Origin of the sequence: Allobosea sp. UNC402CLCol (genome assembly GCF_000745475.1) — a bacterium.
Taxonomy (GTDB): Bacteria; Pseudomonadota; Alphaproteobacteria; order Rhizobiales; family Beijerinckiaceae; genus Allobosea; species Allobosea spartocytisi.
Map to the genome: position 1 here is coordinate 128,944 of NZ_JQJJ01000013.1, position 17,442 is coordinate 146,385.

At 67.8% G+C, this 17,442-nt stretch carries 17 protein-coding genes; 4 read left to right on the plus strand and 13 right to left on the minus strand.

Translation table 11 applies throughout. The features are described from left to right. Positions 1-69: 69 nt before the first annotated feature. The gene (gene phaZ / locus GY40_RS16865; RefSeq protein WP_081925507.1) at positions 70-1,371 is read right to left on the minus strand and encodes a polyhydroxyalkanoate depolymerase; all 1,302 of its coding nucleotides are present in this window, start codon (positions 1,369-1,371) and stop codon (positions 70-72) included. Between the two features lie 126 nt (positions 1,372-1,497). Between phaZ and GY40_RS27635 the strand changes: the two genes are divergently transcribed. From GY40_RS27635 to GY40_RS16875, 3 genes are all read left to right on the plus strand, one after another. Beyond that, entirely contained in the window at positions 1,498-1,668 is a 171-nt protein-coding gene (locus GY40_RS27635; RefSeq protein ID WP_156115984.1) for a hypothetical protein, read from the plus strand. A 29-nt stretch (positions 1,669-1,697) separates the two neighbouring features. Continuing rightward, positions 1,698-3,017 (plus strand): ActS/PrrB/RegB family redox-sensitive histidine kinase, encoded by a 1,320-nt coding sequence (locus GY40_RS16870; RefSeq protein WP_038365158.1) that lies wholly within the window; start codon positions 1,698-1,700, stop codon positions 3,015-3,017. A gap of 88 nt (positions 3,018-3,105) precedes the next feature. Further along, on the plus strand, positions 3,106-3,672 hold the full coding sequence (locus GY40_RS16875) for an ActR/PrrA/RegA family redox response regulator transcription factor (RefSeq protein ID WP_038364622.1): 567 nt from the start codon (positions 3,106-3,108) through the stop codon (positions 3,670-3,672). A 69-nt stretch (positions 3,673-3,741) separates the two neighbouring features. On the opposite strand, the gene GY40_RS16880 is transcribed toward GY40_RS16875, so the two are convergent. Next, on the minus strand, positions 3,742-4,911 hold the full coding sequence (locus GY40_RS16880; protein ID WP_038364624.1) for an MFS transporter: 1,170 nt from the start codon (positions 4,909-4,911) through the stop codon (positions 3,742-3,744). Between the two features lie 138 nt (positions 4,912-5,049). Next, complete coding sequence (locus GY40_RS16885) at positions 5,050-5,517, minus strand: MmcB family DNA repair protein (protein ID WP_038364626.1); 468 nt, start codon at positions 5,515-5,517, stop codon at positions 5,050-5,052. A gap of 189 nt (positions 5,518-5,706) precedes the next feature. Here GY40_RS16885 and GY40_RS16890 point away from each other — a divergent pair, with 189 nt between their 5' ends. Next, a complete protein-coding gene (locus GY40_RS16890) occupies positions 5,707-7,593 on the plus strand; it encodes a TRAP transporter large permease (RefSeq protein WP_038364628.1) in 1,887 nt (628 codons plus the stop codon). Positions 7,594-7,602: 9 nt separating this feature from the next. On the opposite strand, the gene GY40_RS16895 is transcribed toward GY40_RS16890, so the two are convergent. The 10 genes from GY40_RS16895 to GY40_RS16940 form a co-directional block, all read right to left on the minus strand. After that, a complete protein-coding gene (locus GY40_RS16895; protein WP_038364629.1) occupies positions 7,603-8,568 on the minus strand; it encodes a 2-hydroxyacid dehydrogenase in 966 nt (321 codons plus the stop codon). Positions 8,569-8,626: 58 nt separating this feature from the next. Next, positions 8,627-9,304, minus strand: coding sequence for an RraA family protein (locus GY40_RS16900; protein ID WP_038364631.1), 678 nt, complete (start codon positions 9,302-9,304; stop codon positions 8,627-8,629). A 68-nt stretch (positions 9,305-9,372) separates the two neighbouring features. Beyond that, positions 9,373-10,161, minus strand: coding sequence for an ABC transporter permease (locus tag GY40_RS16905; RefSeq protein WP_038364633.1), 789 nt, complete (start codon positions 10,159-10,161; stop codon positions 9,373-9,375). Next, complete coding sequence (locus tag GY40_RS16910) at positions 10,158-11,000, minus strand: ABC transporter permease (RefSeq protein WP_051988207.1); 843 nt, start codon at positions 10,998-11,000, stop codon at positions 10,158-10,160. The genes GY40_RS16905 and GY40_RS16910 overlap by 4 nt, the downstream gene beginning before the upstream one ends. Continuing rightward, a complete protein-coding gene (locus GY40_RS16915; RefSeq protein ID WP_038364637.1) occupies positions 10,997-12,052 on the minus strand; it encodes an ABC transporter ATP-binding protein in 1,056 nt (351 codons plus the stop codon). The genes GY40_RS16910 and GY40_RS16915 overlap by 4 nt, the downstream gene beginning before the upstream one ends. A gap of 21 nt (positions 12,053-12,073) precedes the next feature. After that, positions 12,074-13,129: an extracellular solute-binding protein gene (locus tag GY40_RS16920; RefSeq protein WP_038364639.1), complete on the minus strand. Its 1,056-nt coding sequence runs from the start codon at positions 13,127-13,129 to the stop codon at positions 12,074-12,076. A 78-nt stretch (positions 13,130-13,207) separates the two neighbouring features. Continuing rightward, a complete protein-coding gene (locus GY40_RS16925) occupies positions 13,208-14,035 on the minus strand; it encodes a creatininase family protein (protein WP_038364642.1) in 828 nt (275 codons plus the stop codon). Positions 14,036-14,079: 44 nt separating this feature from the next. After that, entirely contained in the window at positions 14,080-14,907 is an 828-nt protein-coding gene (locus tag GY40_RS16930) for an ABC transporter permease (protein ID WP_038364644.1), read from the minus strand. Next, a complete protein-coding gene (locus GY40_RS16935; protein ID WP_038364647.1) occupies positions 14,904-15,857 on the minus strand; it encodes an ABC transporter permease in 954 nt (317 codons plus the stop codon). Before GY40_RS16935 ends, GY40_RS16930 begins: the two co-directional genes overlap by 4 nt. After that, the gene (locus GY40_RS16940) at positions 15,854-17,386 is read right to left on the minus strand and encodes an ABC transporter substrate-binding protein (protein ID WP_038364649.1); all 1,533 of its coding nucleotides are present in this window, start codon (positions 17,384-17,386) and stop codon (positions 15,854-15,856) included. Before GY40_RS16940 ends, GY40_RS16935 begins: the two co-directional genes overlap by 4 nt. Between the last annotated feature and the right edge of the window lie 56 nt (positions 17,387-17,442).

The following is a 17,442-nucleotide window of genomic DNA, read 5'->3' on the forward strand; positions in this document are numbered from 1 at the left end:
GTGATTGTGCGGGATTCGCGGGCGATGCGGAAGAGGCTGCGCGCCGCAGCCTCCGTCAGCCGGGAAGGCTCAGCCCGCGATCTTCAACGCCTTGCGCTGCTCGCCGGCGCTCTCGTCGCGGCGGTCCTTGGCGGCCTCCATGTCGAGGCTGACCATGAAATCGGAGATGCGCGGCTGGATCTCGGCACGGAAGCGCGAGCCGTTGAAGACGCCGTAATGGCCGACCTTGGGCTGGAGATAGTGGACCCGCTTCGCGTCGGGAATATTGACGCAGAGATCATGTGCCGCCTTGGTCTGGCCGACGCCGGAGATGTCGTCCAGCTCGCCTTCGACGGTCATCAGCGCGACGCGGCGGACGGCCGTGAGGTCGACCGGCTTGTCGCGATGCATCATCTCGCCCTTCGGCAAGGCGTGCTTGACGAAGACGGTGTCGACCGTCTGCAGGTAGAATTCCGCCGTCAGATCCATGACCGCGAGATACTCGTCGTAGAAATCGCGGTGCTTCTCGGCGGAATCGCCGTCGCCGGAAACGAGATGCTTGAACATGTCGTAATGGGCGGTGACGTGGCGGTCGATGTTCATCGCCATGAAGCCCGACAGCTGCATGAAGCCGGGATAGACCTGCCGGAACGCGCCCATATGCGGGAACGGCACGGTGGTGATGCAGTTGCGCCGGAACCAGTCGGTGCCGCGCTCCATGGCCAGCTGGTTGACCGCGGTGGGCGAGCGGCGGGTGTCGATCGGCCCGCCCATCAGCGTCATCGAGCGCGGCGCGCCGTTGTCGCCCTCGGCCTCCATCCGCGCGACCGCAGCAATAACCGGCACCGAAGGCTGGCAGATCGCCATGACATGCGTGTCGGGGCCGAGCTTGTGCACCATGTCGATGACGTAATCGATGTAGTCATCGAGATCGAAGCGGCCTTCCGAGAGCGGCACGAGGCGGGCATCGGCCCAATCGGTGATGTAGACCTCGTGGCCGGGCAGGAAGGCCTCGACCGTGCCGCGCAGCAGCGTGGCATAGTGACCGGACATCGGCGCGACGATCAGCACCTTGGGCTGCGGCTTGCGGCGGCCGGGAATCTTGCGGTCGAAATAGACGAGCTTGCAGAAGGGCCGTTCCCAGACGACGCGCTCCTCGACCGGAACCTTGACGCCGTTGATCGTCGTCTCGTCGAGGCCGAAGGCCGGCTTGCCGTAGCGGCGGGTCATGCGCTCGAACAATTCGCAGGACGCAGCGACGCTGCGGCCCATCGGCGTATAGGTCAGCGGATTGGCGGGGTTCTTGAACGCCAATTGCATCGCGTCCGAGACGCCGCGCATCGGGCTCACCAGCATGTGAACCGCTTCATAGGCATGATAGGCAAACGACATGGCGGCCCCGTACATGCGATTTTGACGTCCTTCCGGCGGCGCAGCAAAACGATGATGCGTCGCAACAACGCACCTTACGTTGATTTTGTTCTCATTCAACCCGGCTAAAGGCTAAGATTCTCTGACATGTGGATGGCCAATGGCAGGAACCTCGCTCCGCAGCAGTTCGGACGGAGCCAGGACGGCAGCAATCGCAAGGTGTTGAACGGGGTGTCGAACGCGGTCTTAGGCGAGATTTTGGGCAAGGTCTTGAGCAAGGTCTTGAGCAAGGTCCTGGGCAAGGTTCTGGAACAGTGACGGCCTCCGACCTGACGACGCCCGCCCTGATGCGCTCCAACCGGCATCTGCGGCTCGACACGCTGGTGCGCCTGCGCTGGCTCGCCATCGCCGGGCAGAGCGTCGCCGTCGCCGGCGTCCATTTCGGCCTCGGCTTTCTCCTGCCCTTCGGCTGGTGCTTCGGCGTCATCGCGATCTCGGCCTGGCTCAACATCGCGCTGCGCGTGCGTTTTCCGCTGAGCCACCGGCTGAGGGACGCCCCGGCAACCGCGCTGCTGGCCTTCGACATCGTCCAGCTCGCGGCGCTGCTCTACCTGACCGGCGGGCTGCAGAACCCCTTCGCCATCCTCTTCCTGGCGCCGGTGCTGATCTCGGCGACCGCCTTGCCGCCGCAGCGCACGCTGGTGCTCGGCCTGCTCGCCGCGGCGCTGGCGACCGTGCTCAGCCGCTTCCACCTGCCCTTGCCCTGGGCCGGGCCGGACCGGCCGACCCTGCCGCCCTATTACCAGCTCGGGAACTGGGCCGCGCTGGTGCTGGGCCTCGCCTTCACCGGCATCTATGCCTGGCGCGTCGCCAAGGAGGCGCGCGACCTCTCCGATGCGCTGGCGGCGACCGAGCTCGTGCTGGCGCGCGAGCAGCATCTCTCGCAGCTCGACGGGCTCGCCGCCGCTGCCGCGCATGAGCTCGGCACGCCGCTCGGCACCATCGCGCTCGTCGCCCGCGAGCTGACGCGCCTCGCCCCGCCCGACGGGGAGATGGCCGAGGACATCGCGCTGCTGCGCGAGCAGGTCGAGCGTTGCCGCGGCATCCTCGCCAAGCTCTCCAGCCTGCAGGACGAAGATGCCGGCCCGCTCGACAGGCTGACGCTGCGCCTGCTGATCGAGGAAACGGCCGGGCCGCAGCGACCCTTCGGCGTGCCCTTCGAGATCACCATGCAAGGCGAGAAGCCGGAGCCCGTCTGTCGACGCAATCCCGGCATGATCTACGGCCTCGGCAACATCGTCGACAACGCCGTCGATTTCGCGCGCGCGGCCGTGACGATCCGTGCCTCCTGGACCGCAAGCCATGTCACGCTGACCATCGCCGATGACGGGCCGGGCTTTCCGCCCGACGTGCTGATGCGGGCGGGCGAGCCCTATCTCTCGCGCGGGACTGCGGAGAACCGCGCCGGCGGCGGGCTCGGCCTCGGGCTCTTCATCGCCAAGACGCTGCTCGAACGCGGCGGCGCCTCGATCGAATTCTCGAACCGGCCGGCGCCGGAGAGCGGCGCCTCGATCCGGATCGACTGGCCCCGCGACATCTTCGAAGCCGACCTTCCGGCCTTCGGGGGTACCGCAGCCCCGCCATCCGCACTACATGAGAGGGGTTGAGCGCGGGGCCAAAGCCCTGCGAACAACCGAAACGATCCCAAAACCCGCGCAACCGCAGCGCGCATGGACAAGCGGCAAGGAGACCAGAATGCAGGATACCCAGAGCGAGATCGACAGGCCCGGAACCGGCGCCGACATGTCCCTGCTGCTGGTCGACGACGACAAGCCGTTCCTGACCCGCCTCGCCCGCGCCATGGAAGGCCGCGGCTATATCGTGCGTATCGCCGACAGCGTCGCGGCCGGCCTCGCCGCCGTGGAAGAGGCGGCACCCGCCTTCGCGGTGATCGATCTCAGGCTCGGCGACGGCAACGGGCTCGACGTGATCGCCCGGCTGAAGGAGCGCCGCCCGGATGCGCGCGGCGTCGTCCTGACCGGCTACGGCAATATCGCGACGGCGGTCAGCGCCGTGAAACTCGGCGCCTTCGACTTCCTCGCCAAGCCGGCCGATGCCGATGAAATTCACGCCGCGCTGGCCGCCGCCCGCGACGCCCGCCCCTCGCCGCCGGAAAATCCGATGTCGGCAGACCGGGTGCGCTGGGAGCATATCCAGCGCGTCTATGAGCTCTGCAACCGCAACGTCTCCGAGACGGCGCGTCGCCTCGGCATGCACCGGCGCACCTTGCAGCGCATCCTCGCCAAGCGCGCACCACGCTGACGCCAGGCAGATAACGAAAACCCCGCCGGATCACGATCCGGCGGGGTTTTGCTTTCCGAAGCGTCTTCTTCAGGCGCAGACCGTCCGCGCGGCCTTCCGATCCAACGTCAGCGCGACCGCCGCCAGCCCCAGCGCCGCGAGCGGCACCAGCGCGGCGACCGGCGCGATCGCGCCAAGGCCGGGGCCATGCGAGATCACCAGCCCGCCGAGCCAGGCGCCCAGCGCATTCCCGAGATTGAAGGCGGCGATGTTCAGGCTGGACGCAAGGCCCTGGCCGGCGCCGCCCGCCTGCTGCAGCACCCACATCTGCAGCGGAGCCACCGTGGCGAAGGCCGCCGCACCCAGCACGAAGGCAGCGATCACCGCGCCGGTCTGGCTGTGGAAGGCGAAGCCCGACGCGAACATCGCCACGGTCATCAAGGCGAGGGAACCGATCAGCGCCGGCGCCAGGCTCCGGTCGGCCCAGCGGCCGCCGAGCAGGTTGCCGACGACGAGGCCGCCGCCGAAGACGAGCAGCACCGGCGAGACAGCCGCCTCGCTGAAGCCGGCGAGCTGGACGAGGATCGGCTGGATGAAGGTGAAGATCGCGAAGATGCCGCCGAAGCCGAGCACGGTCATGACGAGGCCGAGCTGGACCTGGGGCCGCGCCAGCACCTTCAGCTCCTCGGCGAGCGGCCCCGGGACGACGCGCTCCTTGTCGGCGGGGACGAAGGCCGCCAGCACGAGGAAAGCCAGGATGCCGATGGCGGTGACCGCCCAGAAGGTCGAGCGCCAGCCGAAGGCGAGGCCGAGCCAGGAGCCGAAGGGCACACCGAGCAGGGTCGCAAGCGTCAGGCCGGTGAACATGATCGCGATGGCGGAGGCCTTGCGCTCGGGCGCGACGAGGCTCGTCGCCACCAGCGAGCCGACGCCGAAGAACGTGCCATGCGCCAGCGCGGTCACGATGCGCGCCGTCATCAGCCAGGCGAAGCTCGGCGCCAGGGCGGCTGCGAGATTGCCGAGGGTGAAGATCGCCATCAGCACGAGCAGCGTCGTCTTGCGCGGCAGACCGCGCGTCGCGATGGTCAGGATGGGCGCGCCGACGAAGACGCCGAGCGCATAGCCGGTCATCAGCAGGCCGGCGACGGGGATGGACACGCCGAGATCGCCCGAGACCTGCAGCAGCAGGCCCATGATCACGAACTCGGTGACGCCGATGCCGAAGGCACCGACGGTCAGGGCATAAAGGGCAACGGGCATGGAAGCCTCCGGATGCGAAATTTGTCCCGGAGATAGCCCCTGAAGCGGCTGTGAATTAGTATGAGGGGCGGATCATCATCTGTGAGATGAATTCACGACAGGGCACCCGGCTACACGGAACGCTGCCGTCTCCGACGCTCAGCCCGCGCCGGGCGGGTCCTCGAGCAGCGCCAGACGCCCCGCCGCCAGCTTCGCGAAGGCGATGGTCAGCATCTTGCGACGCACCGGCGCGAGCGGATGGCGCGGCGGCTCGCGCAGCAATTCGCCGCCATAGGCGTCCGCGACGATCAGCCCGACATCATCAGGCAGGATCTCGCGCGGGAATTCCGGCGCCACGGCGAAGAGGAAACCGTCGCAATAGTCGCGGTAATCCGGCCATTTGCCGTCGACCCGGTAATCGGCGAGCCCGGACTTGACCTCGACCACCCAAAGCTCGCCCGCGGGCGACAGCGCGACGATGTCGCCGCGCCGGCCATTGGCGAAGGTCATCTCCTTGACGATGGCATGGCCGCGCTCGCGCAGATGCCGGCTGGCGCCCCGGCAGACGGCGCGAGTGATATCCGGCCGCGCCGGCGGCGGGTTGAGAATGGCGTCGGTGATGGACATGGCCCATGTTCTCTCTTTGTTTCCAAAAAGGCAACCCGCGAAACTGCTTGACGGGATATCGGCCTGAGCCAGGCGGCCCAACGCATCGAGGTGCGTGCATGCCGAACGGGAGAACCCGTCGTTACGGCTAGTCTCCCGGACCCACCCCGGCCTATAAGGGCTCAAAATACGATAAGCGGAAACGTCTCGATGGATGCTCACGGCGCAAGCCTGCCGATTTCGGCGGATGTTTCCGCGACCGCGCTTGGGCGCGCTGCCGCCCCTGTCGAGCGGGTGCTTGGCCTGCTGGTCGAGACGATCGCGGCGATTCTGGTCGTCGTCGAGATCTCGCTGCTCGGCGCCGGCGTTCTGGCGCGTTACGTCTTCCACGCACCGCTAGTGTGGTCCGACGAGCTCGCCTCGATCCTGTTCCTGTGGCTGTCGATGCTCGGCGCGGTGATCGCGCTCAGGCGCGGCGAGCATATGCGGATGACCGGGCTCGTCAGCCGCGTCTCGCCCGGCACCCGTGCGGTGCTCGAGGCGCTCGCCGTCACCGCCGCGATCGCCTTCCTGCTGATGATCCTGCCGCATGCGCTGGAATACGCGGAGGAAGAGAACTTCATCGTCACGCCGGCGCTGGGGATCTCCAATGCCTGGCGCGCAGGCGCGCTCCCCATCGGCATCGCCCTGATGCTCGTCGTCGCCTGCTTGCGCCTCGTCCGCTTCGGCTCATGGAAGCCGGTGCTGCTGGCGGGCGCCGTCACGCTCGCGCTCGTCGTCCTGTTCTGGCTCGCCGGCCCAATGCTGAAGCCGCTCGGCAAGCTCAACCTGATCGTCTTCTTCGTCGGGGTCGTCGCTCTCAACGTCTTCTCCGGCGTGCCGATCGCGTTTTCCTTCGCCCTCGCCACCTTCGGCTATCTCGCCTGCACGACCTCGACACCGATGCTCGTCATGGTCGGGCGGCTCGACGAGGGCATGAGCCATCTCATCCTGCTCGCCGTCCCGCTCTTCATCTTCCTCGGCGCCCTGATCGAGATGACCGGCATGGCGCGCGCCATGATCCAGTTCCTCGCCTCGCTGCTCGGCCATGTCCGCGGCGGGCTGTCCTATGTGCTGATCGGCGCGATGTATCTGGTCTCCGGCATCTCCGGCTCGAAGATCGCCGATATGGCCGCGATCGCCCCGGTGCTCTTCCCGGAAATGCAGAAGCGCGGCGCCAAGCCCGGCGACCTCGTCGCGCTGCTCTCCGCCACCGGCGCCCAGACCGAGACGATCCCGCCTTCGATCGTGCTGATCACCATCGGCTCGGTCACCGGCGTCTCGATCGCCGCGCTGTTCACCGGCGGCATGCTGCCCGCCGTCGTGCTCGGTGCTGCGCTCTGCGTCGTCGTCTGGTGGCGCTGCAGGGGCGAGGATCTCAGCAACGTCACGCGCTTCTCCCGCCGCGAGATCGCCAAGCTCGCCCTGATCGCCGCACCCGCCATCGCGCTGCCCTTCGTCATCCGCGCCGCGGTCGTCGAAGGCGTCGCCACGGCGACGGAGGTTTCGACCATCGGTATCGCCTATGCGATTCTGGCGGGCCTCCTGCTTTACCGCCAGTTCGACTGGCGGCGCCTGCCGAAGATGCTGGTCGAGACCGCTTCCCTCACCGGCGCGATCATCTTCATCATCGGCTGCGCTACCGCCATGGCCTGGGGCCTGACCCAGTCCGGCTTTTCGCGCGACCTCGCCCAGGCCATGGCCGCCGTGCCGGGCGGAAGCTGGGGCTTCCTCGGCATCTCGATCGTCGCCTTCACCGTCCTCGGCTCGGTGCTGGAAGGCATCCCGGCGATCGTGCTGTTCGGGCCGCTCGTCTTCCCCATCGCCCACCAGCTCGGCGTGCACGAGGTCCATTATGCCATGGTCGTGATCTTCGCGATGGGCATCGGCCTTTTCGCCCCGCCCTTCGGCGTCGGCTATTACGGCGCCTGCGCCATCTCGAAGATCAACCCCGACGATGGCCTCAAATACATCTGGGCCTATATCGCGGCCCTTCTCATCGGGCTGCTGATCGTCGCAGCGGTCCCGTGGATATCGATCGGCTTCCTCAGGAGTTGAGGCTGCCGGTCAGACGACGATGTCGCGCTCCGGCACGGGCTCGCCGCGCGAGACATGCACCATGTTGGCGAACATGCGCTTGACCGTCGGCGCGAAGTTGTCGGCCGCCATGGCGGCGAGATGCGGCGTCACCACGATATTGTCGAGGGTCAGCAACTCGCTGTCCGGCGGCAGCGGCTCGACCGAATAGACGTCCATCGCGGCGCCCGCGATCTCCCGCGCCCGCAGCGCCGTGACCAGATCGGCTTCGTTGACCACCCCGCCGCGGGCGACGTTGACCAGCACCGCCGTCTTCTTCATCGCCTTGAGGGCGGCAGAATCGATCAGGTTCGTGGTTTCCGGCGTCAGCGGGCAGTGCAGCGAGACGACATCGGCCTCCGCCAGGATCTGCGCCAGCGAGGCGTGGCTGACACCGAGCTCGGCCTCCTCAGCTGCGCTGAGCGGCGTGCGCTTGCTGTAGAGGATCTTGCAGCCGAAGCCCTTGAGCAGCTTGGCGACGTTCTTGCCGATGGCGCCGAAGCCGACGATGCCGACCGTCTTGCCGGAGAGCATGTAGGTGTCGCCGGGCAGCTTGCCGGTCGCCCAATGGCCCTTCTTCAGCTCCTCATGGCCATAGGCGATGAAGCGCAGCGAGGACAGCATCAGCCCGAGCGCGAATTCGGCGACCGGAACGGCGTTGGAGCCGGTGGTGCGCGCGACCCTGATGCCGAGCTCCTTCGCAGCGGCAATGTCGATGTTGTCGTAGCCGACGCCCCATTTGTGCAGGAGCTTCAGCTTCCTGCCCGCCGCCAGCACCTCGCGCGAGACGCCGACCTGCCCGGAGATGGCATAGTCGGCCTCGGCGATGATCTCCTTCATATGCTCATCGCCGCGCGCCGTGCCATGGGTCAGGACGAAGCCCGGCGGCAGGAGCGCGCGCAGGCGGTCGGCGCGCTCCGGCGTGGTCATATCGAGCAGGACGATGGTCTCAGACATCATGGGATTCCGGTCTTGAAGGCGAAGGTGTCGTGTGGAGGCTTCGGGACGAGGCGGCTCAGCCGTTCTGGGCCAGCGCGTCGAGCACCATCTTGGTGGCGCCGGAGATGTCGCCGAGCTTCTCGCCGGCCTTGACGCGGTTTTGCGTCTTCTCGCCACGCTCCTGCCGGGCGATGGCCGCGTCGGCAATCGCCTCGGCCTCCTCGCGGGGCAGCACCAGCACGCCGGATTCGTCGGCCAGGATGACGTCACCTGCCTTCACCGGCACATTGCCGCAGGAGATGGGATGGTTGAGCGTGCCGCCGAGATTGTAGAGGCGGGTGGTGATCGGCGACATGCCGCGGCACCACATCGGGAAATCGGAATCCTGGATCTCGGTCAGATCGGTGCAGGGGCCGTCGACGATGCCGCCAAGCGCGCCGGCCGCCTTGGCCGCGACGGTGACGCCGCCGCCCCAGCAGGCGTGCTTGTCGTCACCCAGGCGGTCGACAACGAGGATGTCGCCCGGCCGGAGCAGCCCGAGCGCGTGATGCAGCAAAGTCGAATCCTGGCCGGGAATGGCGAGCGTCACCGCCGCGCCGGCGATGCGCTTCGTGCGCAGCAACGGCTGGATGCCGCGATCCATGAAGCCCCAATGCTGGGAGTGGCCGACGGTCGCGGTCTCGACCTTGAGCAGCTTCTCCACGAGCGCGGCCGGAAGCTGCTCGGGCATGGGGGCGATGCGGTAATCGGGCATGGTGTCTTCTCCTGAGGCATGACGCCGAAAAGTGGGGACCGGTTTTCGGACGACATGATGCTTCCAAGCTATCGTCCGACGGCGCGGGCGACGCCGACAAGGCGTTCGACCGCGACGACGACGATCAGCGTGGCGATGATGAGAACGACCGAAAGCGCCGCGATCAGCGGGTCGGTGCGGCCTTCGACATAGCGCACCATCTCGACCGGCAGGGTCGAGGCGCGCGGGCCGGCGATGAAGAGCGAGATCACCGTCTCGTCGAAGGAGAGCAGGAAGGACAGGCAGGCGCAAGCGATCAGCCCCGGCGCCGCCAGCGGCAGCGTCACGCGCCGCACCACACGCCAGGGCGTGGCGCCGAGCGTTGCGGCGGCGGCCTCGATGTCGTGCGGGAGGTTCGCAAGCGCCGTCGCCATCATCCGGATGACGAAGGGCACCGTCACCGTCATATGGCCGAGGACGAGGCCGGGCAGCGTCGCGGTGAGCCGGAGCGGCGTGAAGAACAGCAGCAATGCGAGGCCGGTGATCAGCGTCGGCAGCAGCAGCGGCGCAAGGAAGAAGCCGGTCAGCGCGTCCTTGCCCCGGAACTCGCCCTTGGCCAGTGCCAGCGCGGCGGGCACGCCGACGAGGAGCGAGCACAGCGTCACCACGCTCGCGACCTGCACGCTCAAGCCAAGCGCCGACAGCAGCGGAGCGTTCCCGGCGAGCGCCTGGAACCAGCGCAGCGAGTAGCCGGAAGGCGGGAACAGGATGAAGTTATCCGCCGAGAAGGCGAGCGTGAAGACCACGACGATCGGCGCCAGGATCAGCGCATAGACGAGTGCCGCGATGCCGGAGAGGACGGGGCCGGCGCCGTTCATCGCCTCAGCCTCCGGGCCAGCAGGTTGGAGAAGGCGAGCAGCACCAGCAGGAGCACGAGCGTGTAGAGCGCGAGCACCGCGGCCGCCGGCCAGTTGGTGTTGGTCGTCGCCTGCTCGAAGATTTCGGTCGCCAGCACGAAGACACGCCCGCCGCCGAGCAGTTTCGGCGTGATATAGGCCGACATCGAGAGGACGAAGCCGAGCCCCGCCGCCAGCACGATGGCGGGCAGGCTGAGCGGCAGCGTGACGCGCAGGAAGGTTCGGAACGGCGAAGCACCGAGCGAGCGCGACGCCTCCTCCAGCGTCCGGTCGAGCTGGCCGAAGCCGGCGAGCAAGGCGAGGATCATGTAGGGCATGATGCTCTCGGCCAGGCCGATGGTGACACCGGTCCAGTTGAAGACGAGCTTCAGCGGCGCCGAGATCAGACCAAGCCATTGCAGCAGGCCGTTGACCAGCCCGCGATCGCCGAGAATGGCGAGCCAGCCGAAGACGCGCACGACACCGGAGATCAGCATCGGCAGGATGGCGATCACGGCCAGGACGCCGCGCCAGCGCGAGGTCGTGCGGAACAGGAAGAGCGAGAGCGGATAGGCCAAGGCCAGCGCGATCGCCGTCGCGACGAGCGAGAGCCAGATCGAGTTCCAGGTCAATTCGAAGGTGAAGCCGTCGGCGAAGGTGTCGGCGGCCGTCTTCAGCGACCAGGCCGCGACCAGCGCGCCGGTCGGGCCGACTTCGTTGAAGGCGTTGCGCAGCAGGAGCAGGGTCGGCCAGGCATAGATGGCCAGCACGAAGAGTCCGGCCGGTACCAGCAGCAGCCGCAGTCGGCGCGTCGCGCTCATGGCGCCTCGCGCGGGAAGGGCAGGCTGTCCTGCGCCCGCCAGATAACCGCGACCTCGGCGCCCTCAGCCAGCGCCGGGCTGCCCGACGGCATCTCGACCGTCAATTGCCCGCCCGCGCCCTCAACCAGCACCTCGACATGGTCGCCGACGAAGACGCTGCGCAGGATGCGCCCGCTCACCCGGACAGTCTCCGCGCCGACCGCCTCCGAAAGGGGAACGATACGCATGCGCTGCGGCCGCACGAAGACGTCGAATTCCCCGCTGGCGGGAGCGGTGACGGGCTGCGGTTCGTTCCAGAGCAGGACCTTGCCGTCTGGACCGCGCGTCGCCGGCAGGGCGTTGGCGCGTCCGACGAATTCGGCCACGAAGCGGGTCGCCGGGCGCTCGTAGATATCCTCGGCCGTGCCGATCTGGGCGATGCGGCCGCGATGCATCACGGCGATACGATCGCACATGGTCAAGGCCTCGACCTGATCATGCGTGACGAAGAGCGTGGTGATGCCGAGCGAGCGCTGGATCGAACGAATCTCGTGGCGCATCGCGTCGCGCAGCTTGGCGTCGAGGTTGGAGAGGGATTCGTCGAGCAGCAGCACGGAAGGGTGGATCACCAGCGCGCGAGCCAGCGCCACGCGCTGCTGCTGCCCGCCCGAGAGTTCGCGCGGGCGGCGCTGGTCGAGCCCCGCGAGACGGACGAGCGCCAGCGCGTCCTCGACCTGCCGCGCGATCTCGGCCTTCGGCCGGCGACGCTCTTCCAGCCCGAAGGCGACGTTCCCAGCCACGCTCAGATGCGGAAACAGCGCATAGGACTGGAAGACATAGCCCATATTGCGCTTATGAGCCGGCAAATTGGTCATCGCGATGCCATCGACACGGATTGCGCCGCGATCGGGCTCGACGAGCCCCGCCAGCATCCGCAAGGTCGTCGTCTTGCCGCAGCCGGAGGGGCCGAGCAGCGCGACCGCCTCGCCCTTCTCCACGGCGAGCGAGACGTCGTCGACTGCGACAGAGGCGCCATAGCGCTTCTGCAGCCCAGCAAGTTCGAGATAGCTCATCGTCGCTTACCCGTTGCCCGCTCAGCGCGCCGCCGCGATGACCTCGCGCCGCCAGCGATTGTTCCACTGGTCGCGCACCTTGAGGATGTCGTTCCAGTCGAGCGGGATCATGGTGGAGCGGCTTTCGGGCGCGGCGGCGGTGCGCGCGACGGCCTTGGCGTCGATCTGGGCCTTGGCGTTGGTCGGCGCGTAGAACATGCGCTCGGTGAAGGCCTTCTGCGCCGGCTGGGAGAGGGCGTGTCTGACGAAGGCGGCAGCGGCGGCGCGGTTCTTCGAGCCGGCGCTGAGGTTGATGGTGTTGATCTGGAAGACCGAGCCCTCGGGCGGCAGCAGCGTGCGGATCTTGCCGTTCGACTGATCGCCATAGAGCTGCGAGCGGGCGTTCCAGCCGGTCGCGACCTTGACGACGCCGTTCAGGATCAGCGAGTAGCCGTCCGGATTGGGCTCGAAGGTGTTGACCGAGGGGGCGAGCTCCCTGAGTTTCTTCATCGCGGCGTCGATCGATTTGCGATAGTCGCCGCCTTCCATCTTCTCGACCATGGCGGTCAGGGCCAGGCCCTGGATGTTCGGCGGGGCCGAAAGGGCGATCTGGCCCTTCAGATCCGGGCGCCAGAGATCGGCGAGTTTAGCGAGTGGCGGGGTCAGCGCCGCATCATAGACCAGCACGAGATGGTCGAAGGTCACGGCCGGACCGAACTCGCCACCGGCCTTGCGCGCCTCCGGCAGCAATTCGTCGAGCACCGGGAACTCGGCCGGGGTCAGCTTCTCGAACAGGCCCTCGAGATTGCCGATGCTGGAGGTGGTGACGTCCATGATCGAGACGTCGATCTGCGGGTCGGCCTTCTGCGCGCGGATGGTGCCGACCATCTGGGCCGAGGTGCCGCCAGGCACGAAATTCACCTTCACGCCGGGATTGGCCGCGATGAAGGGCTCGATCACCGCCTTGGTGTAGTTGTCCTGGAAGATGCCGGAATAGGATTGCAGGGTGATCTGACCGCTGAGGCCCTGCGCGCGCAGAACGGCCGGCATGGCGATGGTCGCAAGACCCGTCTTGAGGATGAGGCGGCGTGTCGGCATGGGGACCTCCTGCAACTGGCGAGTGCGAACGCTGGGCATGGGCGAGCCTGCCGCGGGCGACCGCGGCAGGCGGAATCGTCAGGCCGAGACCTTGCTGGCGAAATGCGCGATGAAACGGGCGCAGATATCGGTCAGCTTCTCGGTGAGGGCAGCGCCCGTCTCGGCCGAGCACAGGCGCGGGTCGCCTTTGGCCACGCCGAGATTGTAGACCTCGTCGTATTCGTTGGGCATCGCGACCTCATGGCCCTCGAAGCTCGCCGTGCCGAGGCCGGTGAACTGCAGATCGAGAACCGGGTCCTTCTTCAGCGGCTTGCCCTCCGGGATCAGGTCCTTGCGGATCAGCTCGGGGAAGAGGTGCAGGCCGATCGAGGTCAGCGGATCGGAGCCGTGTCCGGCGACCGCCGCCGCCTTGTCGGCGCCGCCGAGGATGCCGGGCAGGAGGCCGTAGCCGATGCGCCAGAGATAAAGGCTCGGCAGCACGATCTGCTCGCGCAGATAGAGCTCGCGCGCGACCTCGGCGATCGGCCCGACATTGCCGCCATGGCCGTTGATGACGATGATCCGCGTCAGGCCGTTGCGGTGCAGCGACTCGACCATCTCGGCGATGACCTGTGTCAGCGTCGCCTGCGAGATGGCGATGCCTCCGGTCATGGCGCCGAACCAGTCGGCCCCGCCGAAGGGCAGGACGGGCGCCACCAGCGTGCGCGTACCGGCCTTGGTGGCGCGGATGGCGGCGAGCTCGGCGATCTTCTCGGCGAGAAGATAGTCGCCCATCGGCGCGTGCGGGCCCTGATCCTCATGGCTGCCCATCGGCAGCAGGATGACCGGGTTCGCTTCGAGAATCTGGCGGGCCTCCCCGCCCGTGATCGTCCCCATGTGAACGAGGGGATCTGTCTTGGCGGCCATGGCTTCGTCCTTCCTTCAGGCTTGATCTTGATAGAGCGGTGAGATCAGTGCTCCGCCGTGCGCGGATCGAGCAGATCGCGCAAGGCGTCGCAAAGCAGGTTCATGGCGAGGATGGTCAGCGTCAGCGCGGCGCAGGGCCAGAGCAGCAGCAGCGGGGCCTGCTCCATCGTCGCCCGCGCGCCGCGGATCATCAGACCCCAGGAGGGCGATGGCGGCACGACGCCGAGGCCCAGGAAGGACAGGCCGCTCTCGATCACCACCGCCGCCGCGACCGCTAATGAGAACTGCACGAGCAGCGGGCCGGCAATGTTCGGCAGCACGGTGCGGAACAGCAGATGCGTGGAGGTGGCGCCGAGCGCACGCGTCGCCTCGACATAGTCGCGGCCCTTCACTGCCAGCACCTCGGCATAGGTCACGCGGGCGAAGCCCGGCACGTAGAGCACCGAGAGCACGAGCAGCAGCGTGCCTGCGCCCGGTCCGAGCAGCGTGACCACCAGCAGCGCCAGCAGCACCGGCGGAAAGCACATGATGATCTCGACGCTGCGCACGGTCAGGAAGGCGCCCCAGCTCCGGGTCCAGCCGCCGATCAGGCCGAGCGTGACCCCGAAGAGGCCGGCGACAACAGCCGAGGCGAAGGCGACGGAGAGGCTGGTGCGCGCGCCCCAGATCAACCGCGAGAGCACGTCGCGGCCAAACTCGTCCCGGCCCAGCCAGGAGCCCGACATCGGGCCGGCGAGGCGCTGGGCGACATCCTGCCGGATCGGGTCCGGCAGCGGCAGGAGCGGGGCAGCGAGCGCGACGAGCACGATCAGGCTGACGACGCCGGCGGGCAGGATGAGGCGCCTCAGGCCCTTGGCGCGTGCGAGCCTCATGCCTGCACCCGCGGGTCGATCGCCGCATGGAGGAGCTCGACGGCGAGGTTGATCAGCAGGAACAGCACGGAGATCGTCAGGATGATGCCAACCACCATCGGGTAGTCGCGCCCCTCGACCGCCCGCAGCAGCGGCGTGGAGAGCCCCGGCCAGTTGAAGACATATTCGACCAGCACGGTACCGCCGAGCAGCGTGCCCATCTGCAGGCCGAGCACGGTGACGACCGGGTTCAGGGCGTTGCGCAGGACATGCACCACGAGGACGCGGCGGGGCGACAGTCCCTTGGCGCGAGCGGTGCGGACATAGTCATGGGCGAGCGCATCGAGCGTCGCCGCGCGCGTCATGCGAAACAGCACCGCCGCCAGGCCTTTCGCGATCGCGATGGCGGGCAGCGTCAGCAGCTTGAGATGCTGTGCCGGGTCCTGGGCCAAGGGAACATAGCCGCCCGCCGGCATGAGTCGGAGCGTCTGCGCCAGCAGCAGCACCAGCAGCGTACCGACGACGAAGACCGGCACGGCGAGCAGCAGCGCCGTGATCCAGGACGCCGCGCGGTCGAAGGCTCCGCCGCGATGGACAGCCGCATAGACCCCAGCCGGCACGCCGAAGATAACGGCGATGACGGTGCCGGCGAGGATCAGTTCTAGCGTGCGCGGCAGCCGCAGCCCGATCTCCTGCAGCACGGGGTAGTCATCGACGAGGGAGTTTCCGAGATCGCCGCGCAGCAGACCCGCGAGGAAGTTCCCGTATTGCGTGAGCAGCGGCAGGTCGAGGCCGAGCTTCTCGCGCAATTCCGCGACGGAGGCCGGATCGGGCGCCGCGCCCGAGGTCGAGAGCAGGAGCTCTGCCGGATCGCCCGGCACCATGTGCAGTGCCAGGAAGACGATGGTCGCGACCACCCAGGCCATCGCCAGCGTCAGCAGGACCCGCCGTGTCAGCCAGGCCGTGCTCATCCGAAATAGGTCTGCTCGAGCATGTTGCCGGAGGAGTTCGTCAGGGCGCCGGGCAGGTTGACGAAGCCCATCACGTTCTTGTCCATGCCATAGCCCTGCTGGCGCCAGGCGAGGCCGACCAGCGGCACCTCCTCCAAGGCGGCGGCCTGCATCTCCTTGTAGATCGCGACGCGCTTGGCCTGGTCGAACTCGGCCCGGCCCCGCGCGAGGGCCGCGATGGTGCGGGGCGCATCGACCTTGAACGAGCGGCCATGCGCCGGCGACAGCGTGGTGTCGAGCACCACCGTCAGCCCGTCCGGATCGTTGTTGTCGGAGGAGACGCCGTGGATCGCCATGTCGTACTGGCCGCGCATGCCGCGGCTGACGCGGGTCGACCAGTCCGGCAATTGCAATTCGCACTGGATGCCGACCGCTGCCAGATGCTGCTGGACGATCTCGGCGGTGTCCTTGTGCATGCCGAACTGGGCGGTCGACAGCAGCGTCGTCTGGAAGCCGTTGGCGAAGCCGGCCTCGGCCAGCAACGCCTTGGAGCGGGCCGGATCGTAGTTCCAGCCATGGGCGAGCTTGTCGTCGTACCAGGGTGTGCCCTCGACGATCGGCAGGCCTTCGAGCGGCTTGCCGCGGCCGAAGAAGGCAGCCTTGACGATGTCCTCGCGGCGCACGGCATGGGCGACGGCGCGGCGCACGCGCGGGTCGTTGAAGGGCGGCTTGGTGCCGTTGAAGAGCACGTCCATGAACGGCCCTTCCTGGTTGTCGAGCTTGAGGCGCGGATCGGCCTCCACCGCCGCCATCGACTGCCAGGGCACGTATTCGATCATGTCGACATCGCCGGACATCAACGCCGCGTTGCGCAGGTTCTCGTCGGCATAGACGACGAACTTGATGCCCTTGAGCTTGGGGAAACCCGGCTTGTAGAACTTGTCGAAGGCCGCGAGGTCGAGCGAGGTGCCGCGCTCCTGCCCGACCAGCCGGAAGGGGCCGGCGCCGATCGGCTCGTTCGCCGTCGATTTCCGCGAGAGGATGAAGGTGTTGTAGTTGCCGAACCAGCTCGGCAGCGTCACCAGCGGCTCCTTGGTGACGAGACGGACCGTCGCCGGATCGGGAATCTCGACGCGCTCGATGCTCTGGAACTGGGCGCGCATATAGGCGGTCGATTTCTCGCCGGCGATCTGCTCGATCGACCATTTGACGTCGTCGGCGGTGACCGGGTCGCCGTTCTGGAAGACGCAGCCCGGGCGGAGCTTGAAGACCCAGGCCCCCTCGGCGTCACGCGACCAGGATTCTGCGAGCTCGCCGCGCAATTCCCCGTCCGGCCCGTAGGAGACAAGGCTGCGATGGATCAGCATCTTGACCGTGCCGGCCGAGGCGCCGGTCGAGACCCAGGGCTGGAGATTGGGCGGAAAGGCGGAAAGGCCGTAGCGGATGATGCCGTTCGCGCGCTGGGCCTGCGCGGACTGCCTGAACAGGGGCGAAACCAGTACCGGAGCGGCAAGACCGGCACCCAAGAGAGAACGGCGGGAGATGCTCATCGGCTGATCCTCTGCTCTGGCTGGCGCGCGTGCTTGCTGATCTCCGCGTCAGCCTG

Bases quoted from the DNA above. Each gene is read 5' to 3' on its own strand.
- GY40_RS16875 (WP_038364622.1), top strand. From the start codon at position 3,106: ATGCAGGATACCCAGAGCGAGATCGACAGGCCCGGAACCGGCGCCGAC.
- GY40_RS16915 (WP_038364637.1), bottom strand. From the start codon at position 12,052: ATGAGCTATCTCGAACTTGCTGGGCTGCAGAAGCGCTATGGCGCCTCT.
- GY40_RS16925 (WP_038364642.1), bottom strand. From the start codon at position 14,035: ATGGCCGCCAAGACAGATCCCCTCGTTCACATGGGGACGATCACGGGC.
- GY40_RS16920 (WP_038364639.1), bottom strand. From the start codon at position 13,129: ATGCCGACACGCCGCCTCATCCTCAAGACGGGTCTTGCGACCATCGCC.
- GY40_RS16940 (WP_038364649.1), bottom strand. From the start codon at position 17,386: ATGAGCATCTCCCGCCGTTCTCTCTTGGGTGCCGGTCTTGCCGCTCCG.
- GY40_RS16935 (WP_038364647.1), bottom strand. From the start codon at position 15,857: ATGAGCACGGCCTGGCTGACACGGCGGGTCCTGCTGACGCTGGCGATG.
- GY40_RS16905 (WP_038364633.1), bottom strand. From the start codon at position 10,161: ATGAACGGCGCCGGCCCCGTCCTCTCCGGCATCGCGGCACTCGTCTAT.
- GY40_RS16930 (WP_038364644.1), bottom strand. From the start codon at position 14,907: ATGAGGCTCGCACGCGCCAAGGGCCTGAGGCGCCTCATCCTGCCCGCC.
- GY40_RS16890 (WP_038364628.1), top strand. From the start codon at position 5,707: ATGGATGCTCACGGCGCAAGCCTGCCGATTTCGGCGGATGTTTCCGCG.
- GY40_RS16885 (WP_038364626.1), bottom strand. From the start codon at position 5,517: ATGTCCATCACCGACGCCATTCTCAACCCGCCGCCGGCGCGGCCGGAT.
- GY40_RS16870 (WP_038365158.1), top strand. From the start codon at position 1,698: ATGCGCTCCAACCGGCATCTGCGGCTCGACACGCTGGTGCGCCTGCGC.
- GY40_RS27635 (WP_156115984.1), top strand. From the start codon at position 1,498: ATGTGGATGGCCAATGGCAGGAACCTCGCTCCGCAGCAGTTCGGACGG.
- GY40_RS16880 (WP_038364624.1), bottom strand. From the start codon at position 4,911: ATGCCCGTTGCCCTTTATGCCCTGACCGTCGGTGCCTTCGGCATCGGC.
- GY40_RS16895 (WP_038364629.1), bottom strand. From the start codon at position 8,568: ATGTCTGAGACCATCGTCCTGCTCGATATGACCACGCCGGAGCGCGCC.
- phaZ (WP_081925507.1), bottom strand. From the start codon at position 1,371: ATGTCGTTTGCCTATCATGCCTATGAAGCGGTTCACATGCTGGTGAGC.
- GY40_RS16910 (WP_051988207.1), bottom strand. From the start codon at position 11,000: ATGAGCGCGACGCGCCGACTGCGGCTGCTGCTGGTACCGGCCGGACTC.
- GY40_RS16900 (WP_038364631.1), bottom strand. From the start codon at position 9,304: ATGCCCGATTACCGCATCGCCCCCATGCCCGAGCAGCTTCCGGCCGCG.